This is a genomic window from Desulfatiglans sp. (assembly GCA_012513605.1).
In the GTDB taxonomy this organism is placed as follows: Bacteria; Desulfobacterota; DSM-4660; order Desulfatiglandales; family HGW-15; genus JAAZBV01.
The window spans coordinates 24,170-47,715 of the sequence record JAAZBV010000032.1 but is presented as its reverse complement, the minus strand read 5'-3'; the positions used below and the strand labels follow the sequence as shown (position 1 = coordinate 47,715).

General features: G+C 43.5%; 19 protein-coding genes and 1 tRNA gene. 9 read left to right on the top strand and 11 right to left on the bottom strand.

Going from position 1 to position 23,546, the window contains the following annotated elements:
• Position 1 precedes the first annotated feature (1 nt).
• From GX654_03875 to GX654_03855, 5 genes are all read right to left on the bottom strand, one after another.
• The gene (locus tag GX654_03875; protein ID NLD35986.1) at positions 2-1,363 is read right to left on the bottom strand and encodes a CoA activase; all 1,362 of its coding nucleotides are present in this window, start codon (positions 1,361-1,363) and stop codon (positions 2-4) included.
• Between the two features lie 11 nt (positions 1,364-1,374).
• Positions 1,375-4,449: a CoA activase gene (locus GX654_03870; protein NLD35985.1), complete on the bottom strand. Its 3,075-nt coding sequence runs from the start codon at positions 4,447-4,449 to the stop codon at positions 1,375-1,377.
• Between the two features lie 70 nt (positions 4,450-4,519).
• Positions 4,520-5,437, bottom strand: a complete 918-nt coding sequence (locus GX654_03865) for a radical SAM protein (protein NLD35984.1) — start codon at positions 5,435-5,437, stop codon at positions 4,520-4,522.
• 289 nt (positions 5,438-5,726) lie between these two features.
• Positions 5,727-5,897 (bottom strand): hypothetical protein, encoded by a 171-nt coding sequence (locus GX654_03860; protein NLD35983.1) that lies wholly within the window; start codon positions 5,895-5,897, stop codon positions 5,727-5,729.
• Positions 5,890-6,597, bottom strand: a complete 708-nt coding sequence (locus GX654_03855) for an HAD family hydrolase (GenBank protein ID NLD35982.1) — start codon at positions 6,595-6,597, stop codon at positions 5,890-5,892. The genes GX654_03860 and GX654_03855 overlap by 8 nt, the downstream gene beginning before the upstream one ends.
• Positions 6,598-6,873: 276 nt before the next feature.
• Here GX654_03855 and GX654_03850 point away from each other — a divergent pair, with 276 nt between their 5' ends.
• Both GX654_03850 and GX654_03845 read left to right on the top strand, forming a co-directional pair.
• Positions 6,874-7,797 (top strand): ATP-binding cassette domain-containing protein, encoded by a 924-nt coding sequence (locus GX654_03850; protein ID NLD35981.1) that lies wholly within the window; start codon positions 6,874-6,876, stop codon positions 7,795-7,797.
• Positions 7,790-9,055, top strand: coding sequence for an ABC transporter permease (locus tag GX654_03845; protein ID NLD35980.1), 1,266 nt, complete (start codon positions 7,790-7,792; stop codon positions 9,053-9,055). The genes GX654_03850 and GX654_03845 overlap by 8 nt, the downstream gene beginning before the upstream one ends.
• 69 nt (positions 9,056-9,124) lie before the next feature.
• Here the strand turns inward: GX654_03845 and GX654_03840 are convergent, their stop codons facing one another.
• Positions 9,125-9,955, bottom strand: coding sequence for an LUD domain-containing protein (locus GX654_03840; protein NLD35979.1), 831 nt, complete (start codon positions 9,953-9,955; stop codon positions 9,125-9,127).
• A 369-nt stretch (positions 9,956-10,324) separates the two neighbouring features.
• On the opposite strand from GX654_03840, the gene GX654_03835 reads away from it, so the two are divergent.
• On the top strand, positions 10,325-10,543 hold the full coding sequence (locus tag GX654_03835; GenBank protein NLD35978.1) for a hypothetical protein: 219 nt from the start codon (positions 10,325-10,327) through the stop codon (positions 10,541-10,543).
• Between the two features lie 62 nt (positions 10,544-10,605).
• Here the strand turns inward: GX654_03835 and GX654_03830 are convergent, their stop codons facing one another.
• Positions 10,606-12,768: a hypothetical protein gene (locus GX654_03830; GenBank protein NLD35977.1), complete on the bottom strand. Its 2,163-nt coding sequence runs from the start codon at positions 12,766-12,768 to the stop codon at positions 10,606-10,608.
• A gap of 668 nt (positions 12,769-13,436) precedes the next feature.
• On the opposite strand from GX654_03830, the gene GX654_03825 reads away from it, so the two are divergent.
• Positions 13,437-14,903, top strand: a complete 1,467-nt coding sequence (locus GX654_03825) for a potassium/proton antiporter (protein ID NLD35976.1) — start codon at positions 13,437-13,439, stop codon at positions 14,901-14,903.
• A 190-nt stretch (positions 14,904-15,093) separates the two neighbouring features.
• Here GX654_03825 and hflC read toward each other — a convergent pair whose 3' ends face one another.
• On the bottom strand, positions 15,094-16,032 hold the full coding sequence (gene hflC / locus GX654_03820; protein NLD35975.1) for a protease modulator HflC: 939 nt from the start codon (positions 16,030-16,032) through the stop codon (positions 15,094-15,096).
• Positions 16,029-17,075, bottom strand: coding sequence for an FtsH protease activity modulator HflK (gene hflK / locus GX654_03815; GenBank protein NLD35974.1), 1,047 nt, complete (start codon positions 17,073-17,075; stop codon positions 16,029-16,031). Before hflK ends, hflC begins: the two co-directional genes overlap by 4 nt.
• 174 nt (positions 17,076-17,249) lie before the next feature.
• On the opposite strand from hflK, the gene GX654_03810 reads away from it, so the two are divergent.
• Entirely contained in the window at positions 17,250-17,558 is a 309-nt protein-coding gene (locus tag GX654_03810) for a DUF721 domain-containing protein (protein ID NLD35973.1), read from the top strand.
• On the opposite strand, the gene GX654_03805 is transcribed toward GX654_03810, so the two are convergent.
• The gene (locus GX654_03805) at positions 17,539-18,267 is read right to left on the bottom strand and encodes a tRNA1(Val) (adenine(37)-N6)-methyltransferase (GenBank protein ID NLD35972.1); all 729 of its coding nucleotides are present in this window, start codon (positions 18,265-18,267) and stop codon (positions 17,539-17,541) included. The genes GX654_03810 and GX654_03805 overlap by 20 nt on opposite strands.
• Positions 18,248-19,597, bottom strand: coding sequence for a DUF1015 domain-containing protein (locus GX654_03800; GenBank protein NLD35971.1), 1,350 nt, complete (start codon positions 19,595-19,597; stop codon positions 18,248-18,250). Before GX654_03800 ends, GX654_03805 begins: the two co-directional genes overlap by 20 nt.
• Positions 19,598-19,911: 314 nt before the next feature.
• Between GX654_03800 and GX654_03795 the strand changes: the two genes are divergently transcribed.
• The 4 genes from GX654_03795 (at position 19,912) to GX654_03780 (ending at position 23,442) form a co-directional block, all read left to right on the top strand.
• Positions 19,912-21,285, top strand: a complete 1,374-nt coding sequence (locus GX654_03795) for a M23 family metallopeptidase (protein ID NLD35970.1) — start codon at positions 19,912-19,914, stop codon at positions 21,283-21,285.
• Positions 21,286-21,402: 117 nt separating this feature from the next.
• A complete protein-coding gene (locus GX654_03790) occupies positions 21,403-22,605 on the top strand; it encodes a hypothetical protein (GenBank protein ID NLD35969.1) in 1,203 nt (400 codons plus the stop codon).
• Between the two features lie 445 nt (positions 22,606-23,050).
• Positions 23,051-23,124: transfer RNA gene (locus GX654_03785), tRNA-Arg, on the top strand.
• Between the two features lie 27 nt (positions 23,125-23,151).
• A complete protein-coding gene (locus GX654_03780) occupies positions 23,152-23,442 on the top strand; it encodes an MTH1187 family thiamine-binding protein (protein NLD35968.1) in 291 nt (96 codons plus the stop codon).
• Positions 23,443-23,546 lie beyond the last annotated feature (104 nt).

The following is a 23,546-nucleotide window of genomic DNA, read 5'->3' as shown; positions in this document are numbered from 1 at the left end:
TCTAGCCCCGGCTTCCTGGCCTACCCTTCCTCTTCATATGCTGTTCTGCCTGATACATGAATGTTCGAATTGCCGCCTCTCTCCCCGGCTGAAGACTTGAGTCATAGGGGGTATCAATATATGGAACCCCCATTCTCCCCATCACCGGACTTATCACAGCCGATGTTATGGTGCTGGGCATGCAGGTAAATGGGTATACATTGACTATCCCATTAAATCCCTGGTGGGCATACTCCATGATGCCGGAGATGCTCAGGCATGCCTCTGTGCCAACCTCAAAACTGAAGAGTTCATCTTCAGAAAGCAGGCTCTCCAGGTGGGTCACACTGTGATCGCTGGCAATATCAATTATCTGCCTGACCCGGTCATATACCTGTTTCTGCCTCATCTCCTGATAAAACAGCTCTGCCCTGAATTTTATAGCCTTTTTTATGGAGTCCATGAGGGAGCTGAACCTTAACTGTTTAAGGTCAAGCCTGAGCCTGCCGCCTGCCCCCTTATAATCATTGTAACTGATAAAATTTACCCATTCGATTATTGATGCGTTCACCACCTCTGCACCGTGTTTTTCAAGGGTGCGAATTAGATCCTGGTTTGAGTGAGTGTGTGTTCGAAGGTAAATCTCTCCCACTATTCCTATAAGAGGCTTTGGCGGGATAACAGGGTCAATGATTTCTCTTGCCTCTTTTACTATCCCAACGAGGCTCTCTGTTATTGCGCTGAAGTTTTTCTTTTCCCCGTATTTTTCAAATGTGGTCTCAAGCATGATAAGGGCCTTACCCATATACTCATCGGCCATACCCTTTTCTTTTTCATATGGCCTTATCCGCCACAGGAGCCGGTCAAGGATATCCCCTATAACAAGTGCGAAAAAGCCAGATTTCCTGAGATCAACCGCCTTTCTGCTGTCAATAAGCCCGTTAAAGGAGTACCCATCATCAGTGGTAAGTGAACTGATCTTTAGCCCTTTGTATTCAGGATATGTATCAAGGACTATCCTCTGGTACTTGTTGTACATGCCGAACCTGCATGGCCCGCCAGCCTCAACAAGAAAATAGATATAGTCATTTATATTAAAACCCTTCCCTTTTTTATCCTGTTCGCCCTTCATATGGCAAAGTATATCGCCAAGGGTCACTTGGCAGGGGAAGCACTCCTTGCCTGATGTGTGTTCAAGCCCGAGGCTTAAACCTTTGAATGTATCCATCACAATGGCATTTATGCCAAAGCTCCTGAATGTGGCAGCAAGGAGACGGCACCCGTGCCTGTTCATTTCAGGTATGAGCACTGTTTTACCGGTGAGATTGAACTGCCCGACATTTTCGGACAGGGATTGAAATGACCTTATTTCTGTTGGTGACATGGTTTAACTCCCTACATTACTATTTTCAACCTCTTCTCAACCCTGCTGCTGAGTTTGGCGATCACATTTTCCACCACATTTTTATATGCCTCAAGCCTTGTCATTACACCTGCCACTGCGCTGTGTTCATCAAGTTCAAGTATTAGAGAGGGTTTTTCTCCCATAACATGTCTGTAAAAATGCTCGACAAATGAGTCTGCGCCGCAGCTGAAGTTGGTTAGGTGAAGGCCGAAAAGGCTGGGGGTTGCCTTTATATATTTGGCTGTTCTTAATATCCTGCTCCCCTGTCCCCAGTACATGTTGGGAAAATCGGTAAGGTCAATACCTGATACATCTATATAATCCATTGGAAGCGCCTTAATGCCGATTTTAGAGAGATTCTGCCCGATCCTCAGGTTTAACCTTTCATCATACAGGTTATAGGGTCTGCCTGTTACAATGATCAGCGGTTGATTCGGATCATGTTCTTTTAATATCTCCCTGCCTGCATTATGAATCTCCTCTGTAAATGCCTTCTGGCGTTTTATTGCATAAAAGAGTGCCTCCCTTATCTCTGAAAGAGACCTTCTGATCTGCCCTGAAATCTGCTCGCTAAGTTCCACTGCAAGCGTGGACGGGTCATTCTTAAGGTGCAGAACCGGGCCTATCAAAGTATTTTTATCTATATTAAGGGCCGCATTTACCATATATTTATTCGCCTGTACAAGCGGGCAGTAAAACCCCTTTTCATCAGCAGAGATGGTTTCCATGTTGATGAGTACAGGCAGGAACAGGTACCTGGTCTTTCCAATAAGGGCCTTCACATGGCCGTGTGAAACCTTTACCGGGAAGCATGTCTCAGCGGTCATAGCCTCAATACCTGCGGCAGCAATATGATTATCGGTTGGCGATGTAAATACAGGCCTGAATCCGAGGTGATCAAAGAAATGGACCCACATGATAGCGGTCTGCATAGTGTAAAGAGACCTCTGTATCCCTATGGTCGGCCTTCCATCAACCTCCACTATGGGCTCATCCTTAATTACATCATAAAGACCTGCTACATATTTTTCCCAGATATCATCCCTCTGCCTGAAAAAATTTACCTCTTTCTTACCGGCGCCTTTTGTTATTTCATATCTGCCGCACTCCCCGCCCCAGACACTCCTCCTGCCGTCAAAGTCATATATCTTGAGCTTGCACTGATTATGGCATGAGGGGTCTGCCATGCAGACCTTTTCGGTATAATCCATCCGGTCATTGATGCAGTTATCAAGCCCCCTGAAATGGCTCTCTCCTTTTTCACTGGAGATCATCTGCTCTTTTATCTTCAGGGCAGCGCCATATGCGCCTAAAACCTCCCTGTGCCTGGGCACAATGAGTCCCTGCCCTAAAATATTTTCAAAGGCAGCAACAACACCCTTGTTCAGGGAAGGGCCCCCAAGAAACATTATCCTTTTACCGATCCTGCGTTTTCCCACCACCCTGTTCAGGTAATTATGGGCAATGGCATAACAGAGCCCTGCAATCAGATCCTCCTTTGCAGCTCCCTTCTGATGATAACTCACAAGGTCCGACTCCATAAACACTGTGCACCTCTCAGCAAGCTTTACAGGCTTTTTGGCGGAAAGGGCAATCTCCTGAAATTCGCCAGCAATATTGATCCCGTATTTGTTAGCAAGCTCATGCAGAAAGCTTCCGGTGCCGGCAGCGCAGACCTTGTTCATGTCAAAATCAAGTGGATGGCTGTTTGTTATGGAAATATATTTGGCATCCTGACCGCCTATCTCAAATATAGTATCTATTTCACGGTCTATTGCTATCGCCCCGTTTGCATGGGCGGTTATCTCATCTATGATAAGGTCAGCGTTAAGAAAGTCACCCACAACATTACGGCCTGATCCTGTAGTGGCAATCCCTTTAAGTATGATCCTCTTATCCGCCTCATCCCTGATGGTTTGAAGAAGCGTCTGCGTAACCTCAATGGGTTTACCCCTGGTGTGTATATATGCCTTGTGTATGATATCTCCATTATCGTTAATGATGGCATACTTGGTTGTTGTTGAACCTATATCAAGGCCAAGATATGCAGGGATATCCTTTCCTGTGAGCACCGCCCTTACTGAATTATCTTCATCAAAATGGGTCTTCTTTATCTCAAGCCCGGGAGCGGTGATAAAGCTGTCCTGATTCCCCCATTTATGTGACATTAGATCTTCAGGCGTTATACTGTTCGTTATGCCTTTACTTATCGCCTGGAGCGCCACCCCTATGGCTCCCGTTGAGGTGTTGTACCCCGGGACTGTCAGGCCTGGAAAATACTGTCTGAATGCCTTTACCTGAAGCTCATTCATGGAGAGGCCGCCGATAAAGACGATAGGGTCATTGAGCCTGCGGCTTGAGACTATTGTGCTTATATAGTTTCGGGCATTACCAAGATGCAGGCCATATATGATATTTTCAAGCCTTTCACCCCTGTTCTGGAGGTGTATCATGTCAGACTTTGTAAATACAGTGCACCTGCATGCAACGTGTGAAGGTCTGTCACTCTTAAAACCAAGCGCAATAAAATCAGAAAGCACCCTGTCTATATCATGGTCTTTCACACTCTTTTTTTTATCATATATTGATGTGGCTAACCTCTGGGCCTGCTGATCAATAAATGAGCCTGTCCCTGATGCGCAGGGGCCGTTTGTGCTGAAGTGTTCAAGGTTAAAACCTCCTCCTGATTCACTACCGATCATGAAAAGGGCGGTATCCTGGCCACCCATGCTGATTATTGACCTGGCAGATGGCACAACATGGAGCACCCCCATCACCTGGCATATGGTCTCATACTCATAGAACCCATTCAGCCTGCTATTGATCTGTTCACCATGATTGCCGGTAAATGCGACTGCCCTTATGTTTTCATGCCCGAACTGCCTGTACGCATCCATAAGGATATCATGCACAGCCTCTTCCACCCTGCCGAAATGCCGGAGGTAAGCGGATTCATGAATGATATTTTTATCACTATCCATGACAACCGAATTGATGCTGACTGACCCTGCATCAATGCCAATAAACAGGCCCTTTGAACTGTTTTTATCTGATAACCGGTCCATTCATGCATCCCCCTTCAGGTGTAATAAAAACAAAAATCAGTTGATAGAATGCAAACAATGAAAAAATTATTTATTTTGAAGTGTAGAACAGATTATCTCCATGTCTCTGTTCCAGAATAATGCCCTTTATCATAAGCCCTTTAACCATCTGTTCGGTTTCCGCCCGGCTGATATTCAGGGCATTTGAGATATCATCAATAGTTACAGGGCGTCTTCTTACCATCTCAAAAATCCTTTCTGCCCTTGAATCTGATATCTTCCCCCTGCCCTTTATGGGTGATGGGGCAATGATCTCTGTATTGCCTCCAAGGTACCTCTTTATCTCTTCAAGCCTCTCCTGGCTCAAAGGAAGTGCGTTCGTTTCAGCAGGGGGCCTTACAACCGTATTGAGCTGTACCCTGTCAGGCGCTATATCCCCTATGGCCTTTTTAAGCCCGGAAAGCTCCTCATCGCTGTCATTTATCCCTTTAAGCAGCACCACCTCAAGATAATATCCCTTTTTAAAGAGCCTCCTTGTCTCCGTGAGGCCATGTATGATCCTGTCAAGGTCAAGACCGGGGTGCGGCCTGTGGATCATATCATGTGTCTTTTTAAAAACCGAAGAGAGCGTTGGCAGGATGATATCAACGCCCATGCATCTTTCCCTTACCTCCTCTTTCCAGAGGAGCGAACCGTTTGTGAGCAGGGTCAAGGGTATTTTTGTAATCTTTTTTATCTCAGAAATCAAGACCCCTATATCAAGATTAAGTGTCGGCTCACCTGAACCAGCAAGGGTTATCACATCAGGCGGGCTCTTTGATATGACCTCCTCAAGCTCTTTAACTGTTTCCGCTATATTGATAAAGGAGGATGGCTCTGTAATAAGGTCAGTGGTCCTGCCTACCTCGCAGTAGATGCAGTTGTAGCTGCATGTCTTGCATGGGACAAGATCTATGCCTAATGAAAGCCCGAGTCTCCTTGACGGGACCGGACCGAAGATGCGTGCCACGATTTTTCCTCCGATATAAAGAAGCATGAAGGATAATAAAAACAGGGGATTTTCACAAGGAAAAAGTGTTTTGCCTTCCTTGACATAGAGGATGGGCTATTATAGATTTCAGAGGTCTAATCAATTTACATGTCAAATTTAAACGTACTTCTCCAGCGGGTTGACCAGGAGGCTATAATGGGGCGCATTATACGTTAGCTTATTCTTGTTATCCTCCTTTCAGGAACAGGATATGCAATATACTATTATTCATTGCCTGAACCAATAAAGGTGGTAGACGCCCCAAAGGTTAAGGCAGGACTACCGGCAACCTTGGCCACACATCAGGCATGGATGTCCTGAATATACTTGAAGGGCTTAACAGAAAAGGAATTTCCCTGATAATGGGCACCGCAGGGGCCGTGCTAATAAACCTCTTTGTAGCCGCCCGGTTTTTTTCACCTTGACCCACCTTATTCAATCAATTCTCTTATGTTGTTTACAATCCTGTCCGGCTTGACTTCAGAATCTTCTGGCAGCCCGCTCTTCCTGAAATCATTCCATATGCCTAATATGCCCATCTTCTGCGGGCCTGCCACATCCCATTCAAGGTTATCTCCTACTGCCCAGCATTCTTCCGAACGGAGATCCAACCCCTCAAGGGCCTTGATAAACACCCTTTCATCAGGTTTACCAAAGCCCTGTTCCCCTTCAATAAGGATTACTGAAAAATATTTTTCGAGATTAAATCTTCTTATCTTCTCTCTCTGTTTTATTGTTTCACCATTTGTCATCATGGCCAGTTTGACATTGTTATCAACAAGGTATTCCAGTGTGTCAACAGCCCCATCAAAAAGAAAAAGCCCCTCCTCTTTTCTAAGTTGAAAGGTCTCGCCGATCTTATGGGCAAGGGGGATATCATCCACACCCAGTCTTTCAAATACCATCTCTAAGATTACCCTTCTCGCCCTGTTCAGGTCACTGCGGCCTATCCTGTGCCTTTCAGGGTCATACCAGTACCAACTGCTTACCTCTTTTATTGTCATATAAAGCGATTCGGGTTCAAGTTTATGGTTTTCCCTTGAAAATTCCCCGCATACCTCTTTCCATATGGCCTTTGAATTGGCGCTGTAGGCAATAATCGTGTCATCAAGATCAAATAAGATTCCTTTAGGCAGCATATTCTCTCCAAAATAAATTTGCTGAAAATAAAATATGAATGTTCTATTACAAATTTGAGAAGGGTTCAAGGGGTCGAGGGTTCAAGGGGTCAAGAATTCTCATTTTCAGAAAAAATTCAGGCTTTGACATTTTCTATGAAGCTGCTAGTATCCAGCAAGTTTTAGCTTTTCCTTGTGCCTTGAACCTTGAGCCTTGCGCCTGTTAGCGTAACATGACAGATGTGTAAGGATTTTGAAGTCTTGAACTTTATATAATTTTATACAGGAAAAACACTCATGCCAGCACTTGAAGTTAAGAATCTTACAAAGATATTTGAAAATATCAGGGCGGTTGATAACGCCTCATTTAAAATCCCTGAGGGTTCTATTTTTGGCCTGATAGGCCGGAATGGGGCAGGAAAAACCACGACAATCCGCATGCTTATGAATATCTATATGCCCAATTCCGGAGAGATATTGTTCAGGGGCAGACCGGTTGATCATGAGTTCCGGGCCAGGGTCGGATACCTACCTGAAGAAAGGGGGCTTTATAAAAAGATGAAGGTCCTTGAGACCATCCTTTATTTTGCGGAACTCAAGGGTAAAAAAGGAAAGGATGTCACAAAAAAGGCAAAGGATTATCTTGAAAGATTTGAGCTTTCAGACCGCGCCAATTCAAAGCTTGAAGCCCTTTCAAAGGGTAACCAGCAGAAGGTGCAATTTATTTCCACTATAATTCATGACCCTGATTTTATTGTACTGGACGAACCCTTTTCAGGACTTGACCCGATCAATACAAACCTGCTCAAGGATATAATCCTTGAAAAAAAGAGGGAGGGCAAGGTTATTATCTTTTCCACCCACTTGATGGATTTTGCAGAAAGGCTCTGTGATAACATCGCCATGATCGATAAGGGAAAGATAATTTTAAACGGTGACCTCAATACTATAAAGGCCGATTTTTCAAAGAATAATGTAAAACTAACTTATGAAGGGGATATATTTTTCCTGCACAATAATCCCATAGTAAGTAATATCTCGGATTTCGGTAACAGCGTCGGCATATCGCTTAAAAGCTCCGGCCAGACACAGGAGCTGTTAAAACTACTCCTTGAGAATAATGTAAAGGTGATCAGTTTTGACAGCGCCAATATATCCCTTAACGAGATATTCATTAAACTGGCCGGAAGCCCGGCAAAGGAGGGACTCAACCTTGCCTAATTATAGAATACTTGCCGTCATAACAAGGGAACTACGTGAAAAACTCATGTCCAAGTCTTTCATATTTATGACCATACTGATGCCGGCGATAATGCTGATCATAATGGGTTTCCAGGCCCTCATGGTGCTTTATCAGGGGGACAAGGGTACCAAGATAGAGATTGTTACTGAGTCCGCTATCCTGACTGAAGAATGCAGGAAGATCTTTTCAGAACTTGAATTTATTAAGGAAGGTTCGTGGACAATCACCTATAATACTGTACCATTGAAGGAAATCAAGGGGTATGTGGACAGTAAAAAGAGTGAACTCCTTAAGGAACTTACCGGCATCATTTTTATCCCTGATAAGGCTTTGACAGATAAGAATGTGGAGTATTATGCCAAAATACCCAATAAACTCTCTGTATTTGAAAAGATGAACGGGCCAATAAACAATGTCCTGATTGATCAGTATTTTAAGGAAAAAACACTTTCACCGGAAGAGCTCAACTTTGCCAGACAATCTGTAAAATTCAACAATTTCAAGGTCTCAAAGGAGGAGAAAATAGAGGAACAGGGCTTTGGCAATATGATATTTTCGTTTGTGTTCGCATTCTTACTCTACCTCAGCCTGATTATGACCGGGACAATGACCATGTCATCTGTCATGGAAGAAAAAACCAGCAAGGTTGTTGAGGTGCTGCTTTCAAGCGTAAGCAGCAAGGAACTGATGGCTGGCAAGATAATAGGCAGCACTGTCACAGCCCTTGTCCAGATGATAATATGGCTATCGCCCATGATCATACTTATTGCGACATCATGGATAGCTTTACCGGTCAAATTCAAATTTGATATTGGCCTGGGTTATCTTGTCTATTTCCTGTTAAATTTTTCTCTGGGCATGTTGATTTTTCAAGGGTTGTTTGCAATGGTTGGGGCTATATTCAATGACCCACAGGAGGCCCAGCAGGGTGTATTTCCGGTAATGTTTCTTATTATGATACCCTTTTTTATTACATTCTCGATGCTGCGAAATCCGGATAACCAGTTGGCTGTTGTAGCATCATACTTCCCCTTTGCAACTATAATAGTTATGCCATGCAGGTATACACTGGTTGACATTCCATTTATTTATCCACTTATCTCATGCCTTATAAATATTGCCACGCTGGGAATAATTATCCCTATTGCGGGCAAGGTATACAGGGTGGGTATCCTGCGGACAGGTACAAAACCGGGCTTAAAAGAGGTTATGAGGTGGGTTAAGGCAAAGGATTAACTTTTCTAGCCATTAACCCGCCATAGCAAAAGCTATGGCGGGTTAATGGCGCTGTGCCCTGACACATGTTCAGGACCAGACACTGCCCCGTCTTTTCTGTCTGGCCATTTCCCACAGTTTATCGTTATTACCCTTTTCAAAAACACATTCCGGCATGGGGCACATAACCATATGTTCTTCATGGTGACTGATTATCCGGTTTATTCTTTCTTCCGGCCATGCCCTGTCCCAGCTTAATCCAAGGTCTTCATCAACCAGAATAACATGGATTTTAGTATGAGGCGTGCTGGATTCGATAATGCCTGTTATCGCACAGGCCCTGTGGGGCCCGATACAGTCATGACAGTATCCTGTTTTGGTACATGGTGATGGTGAGCCTTTTCTTTTAAGGTGTTCAGGTGCAATAACATTTTTCACCCTCTCCATTCCTTCCTCAAGGTCTTTCACTATCTTGTTTCTTCCCATAACAAGGATGGTAATGGGGTGCCCCCAGATCATCCCTGCTATCCTGTTTCCATTGCCATCTACATTTATTATACGGCCATCTTCTGTAATGGCATTTGAGCCGGTGAGAAATACATCACACACTGTTGCCTCAAGCATTGGCCAGAAGCCGTTTTCAAAATGGGATTTCAGGTCATGGATCTTTTTATCGGGGTCAAAACCGTTTATTACCCTGTTACCCCGTTCTTCAAGGTCCTTCACCACCTCTATCTGCCTCACACTGGATGAGTCACCAATGCCAATTACTGCACCCTCCGGAACAATATCCAATATAAGTTTTCTCGCATGGGCTGAATCTTCTGCTGCAATGCCTTTGATTTTGCGTCTTTTCAATGCCTCGACTACCTTATCAATAACAGGATTTACTGTTTCCAGAAGGTTATTTATATTACTCATCGTAGCCCCTTTTAAAGGTGATAGTTTTTATATGAAGTAGGTATACATCTTATAGCTAACCACTGAGGTCACGGAGGTTTAATCTTTTAGCTTTTATTCCGTGTTCTCCGCCTGTCTCGCCATAGCTTCAGCGAAGGCGGATGGTCTCCGTGGCGAATATTATTTTATTGTATTTATGACAATGTATGTTCAATGTAAATGTTTATTGAGCACAAAGTCAGCTCCCCAAAAGATTGTAGAGTCGCATTCTTGTCCCGCCATAGCTGAGAAGCGGAGGTGGATTATACACCACCTTGTAGAGACAAGGCATGCCTTGTCTCTACAGGTTTTTGAGGGGATGCATATATTGTCATTTAGCTCGAAAATATAATGTCTTGTCTCAACAGGCATGGAGGGGATGTCTGTTTCCTGCGGTCATTTGGCGCATGGGTTGTCCGTGTAAAAGGTTTTATATGGATCAGGTTTGCATGGGTAATACCTGCAATTAGCATTTCACCGTGCGTAGAGACAAGGCACGCCTTGTCTCTACAGGTGTGCGGAGATGCCGGTTTACTGCGGTTATGTGGCGCATGGTTTGTCTCTACATAAATTCCGGTCGGAAATAGATGCCAATTCTGTTGACTTAAAGAATTCTTAATCCTCCTTTCCCATCAAGGGAGAAGCGCTTTACTTATCCACGGCATCATTGATTCTATACCACCATAATATTTATCAAAAGTCGGATAGTATGGGTTTGAATAGAACACCTTTTTCTGCTCAGAAGACAAGGGCTTTCCAAAAAAGACCATATTTGAAAAATCAACAAGGTTCTGCACCTGTTTATCACTCTGCCAGTGGCCGTCACCAAATCCATATGGATTCTTTTCACCTGTTGTCCGAATATTCAGTGCAAGCTTCTTTTCCGCATTATGGAATTTGTAAACCGGCCTTGCCCCTTCAAACCCAATGGCATCCCCTTCCGCATTATTGGCGTAATCATCTGTTGCTGTGGTAATGAGCACTGCCCTTGGTACGATAGCAGCAATTATTTCATGATGGTCATATGGAAGCCTCTCACCATAGCCGTGTGTTTTTGTCTCATATATCCTGGGATAATTCAGGAATCTCGCAAGCATCTCATTTGAGTTATGGCCCTGGTGCCTTATCTTGTCACCCAGCGCCTCATTACCGGGTGAAACACCCCATGCATATTCATTACCGGAGGAGATATACCTGTACACAGCAGCACCTCCACAACCGGAGGCACCGGGGCTCACAACCTTGAACCGGTCATCGAACAGACCGGCAGCAAGGGCCGCTTTTCCACACCTTGAGAAACCGGTAACAGCAAGTTTATCAAGATCAAGTTTGTCCTTTAATTCAGGATTGTTTCTGATAAGATATTCAAGGCCGTCAACGCCTCGGCTTGCAGCCCATGCCCAGGCAAGCAGGGTGCCTGCATCATTACCTGTGGTAACATCATAGGGATATAATGTATAGAATGCCCCTTTATGTGCATAATCATCGCTTGCAGCGCTTGAATAGGTAATGCTTAGCACTGCATACCCGGACTTAAGAAATATTTCATGGGGTTTCATGGGCCAGAAATCAATGCTTACAATAACAGGGTATGGGCCGTCTTTACCGCATTGTTCAACCGTGGGCAGGGTAAGAAGCCCGGTAATGGCACCTGTTTTACCCTTATCAGTCACCACTATATTAATGCCTTTTTCTGAGTTTTCAGCTGTCACCCTTTCAGGCGGGCCAGGCATATAACCATACTCATAATACCGGGCAAGCTCCTTTATCTCATCCCTGCGCCTGTCCCACTCTTCAATTGATTTTACCTTTGCACCATTAAAAAAGGCGAACGGGTCAGGTAGTGTTATAATTTCAGGCAAATCCATTGGGTCTGGGTATTTGCCATTCCTGCGCAGGTTCTTAAAAGCTGCGTCAAGTTGAATATTGCATCTGTCGATCTCTACCTGGTCATTTGATAAAATCACTTTTTTTGCGAATGCAAGAGCTGCGTTAAGCTCTACTTCGGACTTCCAGATGCCTTTTGGCAAGGCCTCAGCCTTTCTGATATTTTTATTCAGAATATATGTATCAGGCGCGAGTGGTGATTTTTCATCATGACCTGTCAGGGTAACAATGCCCCATCTCCTGTTATCATCAAGCCCCCTGTTATTCCCATCGCTCCAGAATACCCTGTTACTGCATTTTTTTGTTGATGAAGACGCATCACTTATTGAAAACTCTATCCCAACAGGGGTGTTGTTTTTTATCGGGATGCCACCTGTAAATAGAGCCAGTTCGACCTTATAACCAACCAGCTTATCGTTACTGTCATAAGATGGTGCGACCGCAAACACCTTCACTCTTTCCTGATATGCGCCTTTCCCGGAAATAGCCCCTTTTGCGGTAATGTTTATCTGCCAGTCATCCTCAAGATATTTTGCGTTTTTATCATTATGAAGATCAATAAAGACCTCAATACCGTCATTATCAGTCGGCATCCGGCCTTCAGTAAAAATATCATAGTCAGATACCTCAACAAGCAGATATAAAAGTGCCCCGTCCCAGAGTGAGCTTACCTTGCCTGATACAGAACAATCTGTGGATACTGTTTTAAGATCCCAGGACATGGTGGTTTTGATCTCTGATGAAACCGCATTATCCCAAACCGGGTCTCGCATGCCATCTATTTTAACAGCAGAAGTGGTGAAGTGTGAAAGAAGTATTTTTCCTTTAAAGGTGTCAGCATGTATATTTGCGGAAAAAAGAGAAACAATAATTAATAAAGGCATTAACTTTATGTACAATGGTTTCACGTCTCGCCCCTTTCTTTTAATCATATGAGCCTTAAAAAACTTCAAAATGAAAAGATGAAAAACTCACTCTTATCCAAAATATAATAGTATTGATTTTCTAAATCAATAATGGTGTTTTCTTTCTTGAATTATTTCTTTTATCCCAATATCGGTAACCCCCGCTAAGAGGAGGGTTCCCTCTTTCATAGCTTGTCGTTTCTGATAATGGAAACACGCTATCGCAAATAATTTTTATTCAGACCTTTCTCAATGATGATGTGCCCCAGATTGGTATCAGGATTTCCCTATAACCTTGCAATGGTTTTAGGCGATGATAGCACATTATTATGGACAGATATGGAACTTGGTTGAGCCTGCCAAGTTATTTTCAATAAATAAGGGATCAATAACAAAGTTAATCGTAGAACTCAAAGCAAACGTTATCACACTGACAGTGAGAATTTGAGACAATTTACCTATATGAATGATCTAAACGATAGAAGTCATTGACGATGATTGATATTTGATGATAAATTGAGATACTTTTTGCTACCAAAAAATGTAATCATTTTATTGATCTTGGAGAGGAGTAAAAATAGAACAAGATATTTCTAATCGCAAAGACAGCCCCTGTTGCCACTGTCTCTCTTAATAATTTCAGATGGTTTAATAAGGAATCTAGAATATATATGTCCATCAATCTAATCATGATTATAACGGCGATTTTTCTTGTCGCCGGTGTTAGTCTGAGTAAAATCTCTGAGTGGTTAGGGGTGCCTGTCCTTTTATTATTTCTAGGGATTGGAATGTTGGCAGGTTCTGATGGTCCTGGTGGTATTTATTTCGATAACGCATGGATGAGTCAAGCGCTGGGGACAATTGCTCTGGCCTACATCTTGTTCGCAGGTGGATTGGACACAGATATTCAGTCGGTGAAGACAGTTCTGAAACCTGCGCTTGTGTTGTCTACCCTGGGCGTCTTAATAACCGCTCTTATCACCGGAGCATGCGTGAAATACGCTCTGGGTGTTACGTGGTTGAAAGGTCTTTTAATCGGATCAATCGTCTCTTCAACGGATGCAGCCGCGGTTTTTGCCATTCTTCGCTCAAAAAATGTGGGATTAAAGGAGCCGCTAAGACCACTATTAGAGCTTGAATCAGGCAGCAATGACCCCATGGCGGTCTTTCTCACCATCGGGCTTATTGAATTGCTCAAGCATCCCGGTCAGTCGATGTGGTTATTGGTTCCCCTCTTTTTCCAGCAAATGATAATCGGGCTCTTGTTCGGTTATGCTATGAGCAGACTGTTTATCCTGATTGTAAACCGTATAAAGCTGGATTATGAAGGTTTATATCCTGTCCTGAGCTTAGGCTGGGTATTATTGACATATGGAGTGACCGCAGTGCTTGGAGGCAGCGGATTTCTAGCGGTTTACATAGCCGGTATAATGCAGGGAGAGCTTGAGTTTGCTCATAAAAAAAGCTCCATCCGCTTTCACGACGGGGTGTCATGGCTCATGCAGATCGTTCTGTTCCTGACTTTGGGGCTCCTCGTTTTTCCAAAGCAGCTTATTCCTGTAACAGGGGCGGGCTTATTGATTTCTTTCTTCTTAATATTTGTTGCCCGCCCTGTCAGCGTATTAATAGGGCTCAGCTTTTCACGATTTGATCTAAAAGAAAAAGCATTGATCTCATGGGTCGGCCTCCGTGGATCAGTTCCCATAGTTTTGGCTACCTTTCCGCTTCAGGCCGGGTTTGATAATGATCATTTCATCTTTAATTTGGTTTTTTTTATCGTTATAACCTCAGTATTATTACAGGGTACAACCATCCCGTATTTTGCACGCCTGCTGAAGGTAGATGCACCTTTGGTCCGTAAACGTTCCCATCCGATTGATTTTGAAAGTTCCAGCATGCTGAATATGCAGCTTGAAGAAATAATTGTCCCTTTTGGATCAAAAGCGATTAATAAACCGATATTTGAACTGGGGTTTCCAAAAGACAGTCTTATCACATTGATCGCCCGGAATGATACTTACATCACCCCTCGTGGAGATACGACACTTGAAGAGGGGGATGTGTTACTGACACTTGTCAGCCGTGAAAGTTTCCCAAAGGTTCACAGCATATTATATAAAGGAAACGTAAAAGATTAACCTGGGTATGCACATCAGGACAGGCCATTGAAAAACTTGAAATAGACCTCAATAGCATCGTCAAGATAAACACCTGGCTGAATAAATTTAAGGATTTTCCCGAACAGGATAAAAAAAACGCACGGAAGATAACTGAAAATCTGCCGTGCGTTCATGTGCCATCTTACAGGCTTCTTACCTGAAAGGGTTACTAATCTTTAAACCCCTTGAAGTATTTCAGGAACTCCGAGTCTGTTGAGAGTATGAGTGAACTGTCTTTACCAATGCTCTGTTTGTATATATCAAGGGTTTGCACAAAGGAGTAAAATTCCGGGTCTTTTCCAAATGCCTGTGCATAGATCTGCGTAGCCTCAGCATCTGCCTTGCCCTTAATCTCTTCAGCGGTTTTATATGCCTCTGATGTGATCCTCTTCATCTCCTTTTCCCTGTCGCCCTCAATCTTTCTCGCCTCGCCCTGCCCTTCAGACCTGAATTTTTCCGCAATCTGTTTTCTTTCTGCGATCATCCTTCCGAAGACAGACTCCTGGACACCCTCCTCATAATTGATTCTTTTTATCTTTACATCAACAAGCTCTATCCCAAACTCTGTAAGCTTTGGCTGCGCCTCATTGAGTATCCTTTTTTCTATTTCCTCCCTGCCTGTTTTGACAGTGCCGATATTAACATTGGCCTGTTCTCCGGTTAAACTCGCATCCATTTCATCCATCTCCAGTTTGCGGTCAGTGTTTCTGACTGCTTCAAGCAGCGAATTGGAGGTTATTGCGTTTCGGACAGTAGAGTTTATTATGTTATTTAGTCTGGCGATTGCTATAGTTTCATAGTTGAGTGTCTGAAAGTATTTAAGCGGATCAACTATTTTCCAGCGGGCAAATGGGTCAACCCAGATAAAGGTCTTGTCAAGGGTTGGTATCTGGCCAGGGTCAGCGTCCCACGCAAGGAGATTTTTCGGGAATACATTTGCAGTATAATATGGGATCTTGAATTTCAGGCCAGGTTCCCTGATGGATTCGCCTATCGGCTTTCCAAACTGTGTGATAACCACCTGTTCTGTTTCATCAACCACGTAAAAAGAATTGTAGCCGATTATAAATAAAATAATTATTACGATTATAAAAGGGCCTGTTTTCACTTGTCACCTCCTGCCTGGGAAGCTCCCTTTTCAAGGTTCAAAAGCGGGAGCATGTTTTTCTGCTGTGCATCCAGTATGTATTTATTACCCAGCTTAGGAAAGACATCCTTCAATGCCTCAAGATAGAGCCTCCTCTTGGTAACATCCTTTGCCTTTGAGTATTCTTCATATAGAGCAATAAACCTCGTTGCATCGCCCTTAGCCCTGTTTACACGGTCAAGGGCATAGCCTTCCGCTTCACGAATTGTTTTTTCTGCCTGACCTTTTGCCTGGGGGATCATCTTATTGTATTGTTCCCTTGCCTCATAGATCATCCTCTCCTTTTCCTGCTGGGATTGATTGACCTCGTTCCATGAGGGCTGGACAGGCTCAGGGACTGTTGTCCTCTGCATTTCAATAGTGGTTACATTTATACCGGTTACCGCTTCATCAAGCTCAGCCTGAAGCACTAATTTGGCCTGATCAGCAATTTCACCCCTCTTGTTTATTACCTCGGTAATGCTCCTGTCACCGACAACAAGCCTCATGGATGCCTCTGCGAGATCTCTCAGGGTGGTTTTTACATCTCGTACCTTGAAGAGATAGTTATATGGGTCTTTGATATTATACTGTACAACCCAGGGCACGATCGCAACATTGAGGTCACCTGTCAGCATCAGAGATTCCAGAATATATGAGGATCCAGATGTATATCTTGCCCTTGATCCGGTTGATACCGGCACACCAAATTCCTCTGTCTGAACCTGGCGCACAGGCACCTTTGTAAGCGTTTCTATTCCAGAAGGCCATTTAATATGAGGCCCGGGCATAGTTGTTCGTGTATATTCTCCGAAACGTTGGATAATCCCTACCTCATCAGGGTCAATCTTGTAGATCATATTAAAGGCAAGAATTACAACAATAAAAATCAGTATGATTACCCATGCACCCGGGAACTTCACATTCATATTTTTAAATTTTTCAATTACCTCATCCACCTGTGGCGGAGGCCCGCCCTGCCTGGACTTTTTTTGCTGCTGCAGCTTTTCCCAATCCCATGCCATAATTTCCCTCTGTTTTTTTATTTGTTAGTTTGGAGGCATTTTAGCGGCAGGGATAGTTTTAGTCAAGGAGTAATGGGGAAATAAGGTTTTTGGTCAAAGACAAAAATGTCTTGAATTATTATTATTCCAGAATAATATCACCATAATAATGATATCAGGATATGACCTATAAAAATGGCTGAAGAAAAAAAAGAATCCATGAGCTCCTTAAAGGATATTTTACAAGGGGTATTATCCGGCGCAAACCCTCGGTTCACTGCTGACTCTGAGATATGGGAGGTATGGGATGAGGTTGTCGGCCCGGCTATTGCTGAACATGCAAGCCCGGTTAAAATCAAAAAGAATAAACTAATTGTTCATGTCCCGGAATCAGTATGGCTTCAGGAACTTGAATATGTATCTGAGACCATAAAAGAAAAATTAAACCAGAGGCTGGGCAGAAAGGCAGTCGATAAAATTATCTTCAGGCCTGGCCCTCTATAGAATATGCCCCCTGGCCAAAAAGGGGAGGCAAAATCGTAAGACCGCTATTGCCGTTCAGCCATGCCTCCATGAGTACAAGCTTTGCATTTGCATCTATGTCAGGATAAATGATCCTGATTTTTTTCGGCTCAAACCCTGCTGCCTTCACCTTTTCTATAAGGTATGTCATCCTCTCGGCAGGGTAAATAATGGATAGCCTGCCCTTTGTTGTAAGCAAAAACCTTGCTGCCTTGATAATATCATCGAGGGAGGCATATATCTCATGCCTCGCAATGGCCCTCTGCTGATCCGGGTTTATCCTGCCGCTCTCCTTACGCCTGTATGGCGGGTTGCACACAACAACATTAACAGATGATGCGGGAAGCGAAGGGTTTTTTATATCCCCCATAATGACGCTCATTCTGTTTTCAAGGTTATTGAGTTTTGCATTGCGCATGGCCTGAAATGCAAGCTCCTGCTGTATTTCAATGCAATAGATATGTTTTGCAGGTTTTGCTGCAAGGAGGGAAAGAGGTATCACACCGCACCCTGTGCCGAGATCAGCCACTATGTCATTTTTTTTTATTGTAACAAAATCGGCAAGCAGTAGGGCATCAATAGAAAACCTGTACCCCTTTTTTGACTGGATAATCCTCAGCCTCCCCTCCATGAAAGGGTCAATAGTTTCACCGGGGAGAGGCCCTATTTCATTAGATGCAGATTCTGTCATCAGGGTCTATCTTGTTCAGAACCATGCCTGTCAGCACCTTTGGATAAAAATAGGTGGATTTTCTGGGCATTACCTGTGAGGCGCTGGCGATCTCCTGTACCTGCCCTATCTTTGTCGGGTTGATAAGAAAGGCAATATCATATTCTCCTGAGTCAACAGAAGATAATGTGGATGAAATATTACTGTCATAGTGAAACAGGCTGTCATTATCCATATCAGCTTTGGTAAACTCCATCACCTTCTCGAGGATAAGCCTTGACAGGATAATTACATCAAGCCTTGTAAGTGAGGGGTGAAGGTCATTTAACAGTTCATCCGCTGCCCCCTTTTTCAAACCCATGAGATAGAAATCCCGCTCTTTTTTAGAGTAAAAGATAAAGGAGGGAGTTTGAAGTCCACTTTGGGCCAGTGCATTTTTAAGCTTTATGGCAAATTCCAGTTCGTCTGCTCTCTCTGCGTTAAGCCTTTCAATATTGAAAAAGGGCGCCGCCTTTTCAGGAAAGAGGGCCGGGTCAAAGGGCCTGTCCATCTTTATAAGGCGGTGTGATGGAAGTATGGTCAGCCCATCCTCTCCCATATCTGTAAGGTACATCATGACATATTCATAGGGTTTATCCGCGCCTGCCCCATGTTTTTCTCGCATATGGTTGCGAAAATTCCTGGAGGTTTCATACCTGTGATGGCCGTCTGCGATAAATATCGGCTTATTGTCCATGAGCTCTTTTACCTTTGATATGACCTCAGCATCGGTGATGCACCACATTTTATGCCCTGTGCCGTCTGTGAATGTAAATAAGACATCAGGGGTGTTCGCTGTAAATTTCCTTAAGGTATTAAGGATACCGCTCCCTGCATCATCATAAAGCCCGAAGACCTGGCTCAACTGCGTAGAGCATGCCTTTAATAGTTTCAGCCTGTCATCCTTATGCGCGGAAAAGGTCTTTTCGTGCGGGAGTATTACGCCAGACCCCTCTTCTTCTATCTTAACCAGAGACATAAATCCCCACCTGACCTTTGTGCCTGAGCCATCGCCAGGGTCATAGGAATGGGATGTGAGATAAATGGTATCCTGCTTTGCCCTGGTGATAATCTCATCTTTCTCCCACTCTTTCAGGTAAGCTGCGGCCCTGGTATACCTGTTATCACTATCATTATCGCCCGCCTTTTTTTTACCCAGCTCCAGCCTGATAATATTATTCGGATGGGTATTGTAGTATTCCTCCTGCTCCTTTTCGGAAATAATATCATAGGGCGGGGTGATGATATCTGCCAGGTTCATGATCTTTTTAAAATTGTATGTCAAACCTCTGAAGGGAGCTATTGTCGCCATCTATTTATAAAGCCTCCGATTGTCCTGAATTTTTGTGCTATTTCCTACCAGATAATAGAGCCTTGTCAATTAAAAATATTGATATAATAATATTTTGAGGCTGACAGATATCAACTATCTGAGGTTAAAATGGAACTGAATTGACATTATTAAGAAAATCTGCGATTAATGCCCCCTATTGATGGATAAAAACAGTTATGAGGCACATTACCAATTATTTTTCTATTCATTGTTACATAAAATATCAGCAGGAACTTACTGGTTTCCAGTCAAGTTGATTGAACAATAAACATAATTCATAATAAAAAGGCAATATGACCAGAAATAAAAAAATAGTATATTACCTGACATTAATACCCCTTATATTGATTATCATTCTCTTTTCATGGCTCTTTACAGTAATATTTGAAGGGGAACAACCCTTTGTTAAAGTGAGCCCCCTTCCACAATACCTTTCCCAGAAACAGGCCTTTCAGGTGGATATAGAGGACACCAAAAGAGGTATCAGGGCACTAAAGATCTCCTACAGCCAGGGCAGCAGCGAAGTTGTTCTTCTTGAGATGAGGTTCCCTTTTGAAGGGCTGATGAATAAATACGGTACCAGACAGTTTGGCAAGACATTTGAAATTGATCCGGGTCAGCTCAGGCTTGCCCAGGGCAGGCTCGATCTTATCATACAGGTGTGGGATTACAGCAGAAGGAATGGCGGTGATGGCAACATGAATGTCATTAAACATTCCATGATAATAGATTCAATCCCACCCGCAGTCAGGGCGGTCAGCAGGATGCACAATGTAAATATCGGCGGTACAGGCCTGGTAATATACAAGACCTCTTCCGATACCATTGAGAGCGGTGTTTATGTCAATAAGCTCTTCTTTAAGGGCTTTCCTGCCGAGGCAGAGGCAAAGGACGGCATATCCCTTGCTTATTTTGCCCTTCCCTTTGACATTGGAACTGACCCTGAAATCTATCTATGGGCAAAAGACAGGGCAGGCAATACTGCACGGGCCACCTTCTATTATAAAATCATTTCTAAAAAATTCAGAAGCGATAAACTGAACATTAGTGATAGTTTCTTCAAGAAAGTCCTGCCATATTTTGATTACTACGGCCTTGACCCTGCATTGAGTGACAAGGATAATTATTTGAAGATAAATAGAGAATTAAGAGTAAAGGACAATAATACCATATATGAGGCGGTAAAAAATACGAGCGCCCTGAAGCTGTGGGATGATGTCTGGCTCAGGATGAAAAATGCGGCTGAAACGGCAAAATTTGCAGATCACAGAAGCTATTTATATAATGGTGAAATAATAGATGAGCAGTTCCATATGGGGATAGACCTGGCATCATTGGCCAATTCCCCTATCGAGGCAGCTAACAGCGGGACAGTTGTTTTTGCAGAAAGAAATGGCATTTACGGGCTTACTGTTATACTGGATCACGGGCAGGGCATTGCATCATTATACGGGCATCTGGACAGCATTGATGTAAAGGTGGGCGACAGTGTAAAGAGGGGAGACATCTTAGGTGTTTCAGGCCAGACTGGGCTCGCAGGAGGTGACCACCTCCATTTCAGCGTGATTGTTCACGGTGTCTTTGTGAACCCGATTGAGTGGTGGGACCCTCACTGGATAAAGGACAATGTAACCCTGAAGCTCGAACTTATCAAGCAGGAGCAATGATCAAATATACATTTTCCATCCAGAATCCTCTTCTTTCTGGGTGGACAGTGTCTAATTAATGGATACTGGTCAGGTTATTATCATAATCCTTTACACATTGAGAGATTTGCAGGAATCTTGAACACGGAATCCCCCCTTTTAAAACGTATAAAGAGGCATATTACAGGGCCAAGTCACCTGTTTTTTGTATCTACCCCACCCGGCTTTGAGCAGCTCTGTAAAGATGAGCTGATGCGGCTTCCCATTGATAGTGATGGGATAAAGGTTCTAGATGGTGGCGTGGAGTTCAGGGGCAGGCTTATTGACTGCTATCTTGCCAACCTTCACCTCAGGACAGCCAACCGTGTGCTTTTCCGCATGGCCGGATTTAATGCCCCGAATTTCAGAAGACTTGAAAAATATCTCATGGAGATCCCCTGGGAGCTCTATTTAAAGGCCGAAAGCAAACCATCTGTAACTGTAACAGCAAGGCATTCCAGGATCTTTCACAGCGATGCAATCGCAGAAAGGGTAACAGAGAGTATCAACAGCCGGAAAAAGGCTGTGCCATTTATTACAGACGGGGATAGCGGCCCTGCAACTCAGGATATCTACATACGCTCTGTGAATGATCATATGACCATCTCCCTGGATAGTAGCGGTGACAACCTTTATAAACGCGGTGTCAAACAACATACAGGCAGGGCGCCTATGCGTGAGACCATTGCAGCAGCAGCACTTATAAGGGCAGGCTACAATGGTGATGGGATCGTGTTTGACCCGATGTGCGGCACAGGAACATTTTCCATTGAGGCTGCCATGATAAATAGGCGCATAGCCCCAGGATGGTACAGGGATTTTTCTTTTATGTCATGGCCAGGTTTCAGGCCTGCCCAGTGGGCATATATTAAGAGGCAGGTAGAAAAGGAAATAAGGCCGACTAATAATGATTTACCATGCATTCTCGCAAATGATAAAGAGCTGGAAATGTGTGAGGCACTATCTGAAACCATTACCGAATATGGGCTTGACAGCTCTATCCGGGTTATAAATAGGGACTTCTTTGAACTTACCCCTTCAGATATCTATAGTTATACAAAAATAAACCAGGCCGGGCTGATAATAATCAATCCACCATATGGCATCCGGCTTGGAACCAGAAAGGGTGGCATAGAGGTCTCTTCCCTCATCCTGAAACAACTTGAACAACATTATAAAGGGTGGCGATTTGCCCTGTTTTCGCCTGAAAAAAGGGGATTTGATCGTACAAAACTCAGGGGCGATAAAACAATTATAGACCACGGTGGGCTTAAACTGGTGCTTTTTACAGGTGTTGTTTAGTACCTGACAGCAATATTTTGCATACATATGATGATCTATCTACAATATGTGGTGTTTTCTCTTGACATTCAGTTATATGTTATAGTAAAAGACATATCATTATAGTAAAAATATGCATAATTATTCATTCTTATCTAATTTTGTTAAAATATTATCTACAGGGGTAAAAAATGTACGTTGATGTAATTTGTTCATGGTGTAACAAAGTGCTTCGTACAAAATCTCTCGGTAACCCCGGCAGCAGAAAAGCAGGGGTTACTCACACTATCTGTAAAAGCTGTAAGGAACAGGTAATAAGAGAGTATAAAAACAGCCTTAAACACATAAGGCCGGAGCATAGACAGAGCCTCTGATCTTTGGATTTTACTCGCCGTCGTATAAACAGTTCTTTATTAAAGAACCTGTATTGACCCTTTTTTTTAAAAATGTTAACAAATAGTCTTTCGGGCGATTAGCTCAGATGGATAGAGCGTTGGCCTCCGGAGCCAAAGGCCGTGGGTTCGAATCCCGCATCGCCCATATTTATAAAAATCATATCAGGACGAGATTATGATTGCACAAATATCAGTCTACCCGATAGGTGAAGGGGCAAGCGTGAGCCGCTTTGTTAAAAAAGGGGTCGCGATTATAGAAAAATCCGGTTACACATATGAGGTGGGCGGCATGTCAACCACAGTTGAAACACCTGGCCTTGATGAGCTGTTTGATCTCATCAAACAGGTGCATGCCGCACATGCAAAAGAGGGGGCAAAGCGGATAATGATAGATCTGAAGGTGGATGACAGGCTGGATAAGAAAGCAACAATAAAATCCAAAAAGGAATCTGTTTCAAAATGATAAATCAGGCAGAGAGGCCCGGGCGAGTATATCTACAACAAAATGGCAAATTCTCTTTTTAGAGTTAAAGTTCTTCAAGGCATTAAACGATTAATACATGACAG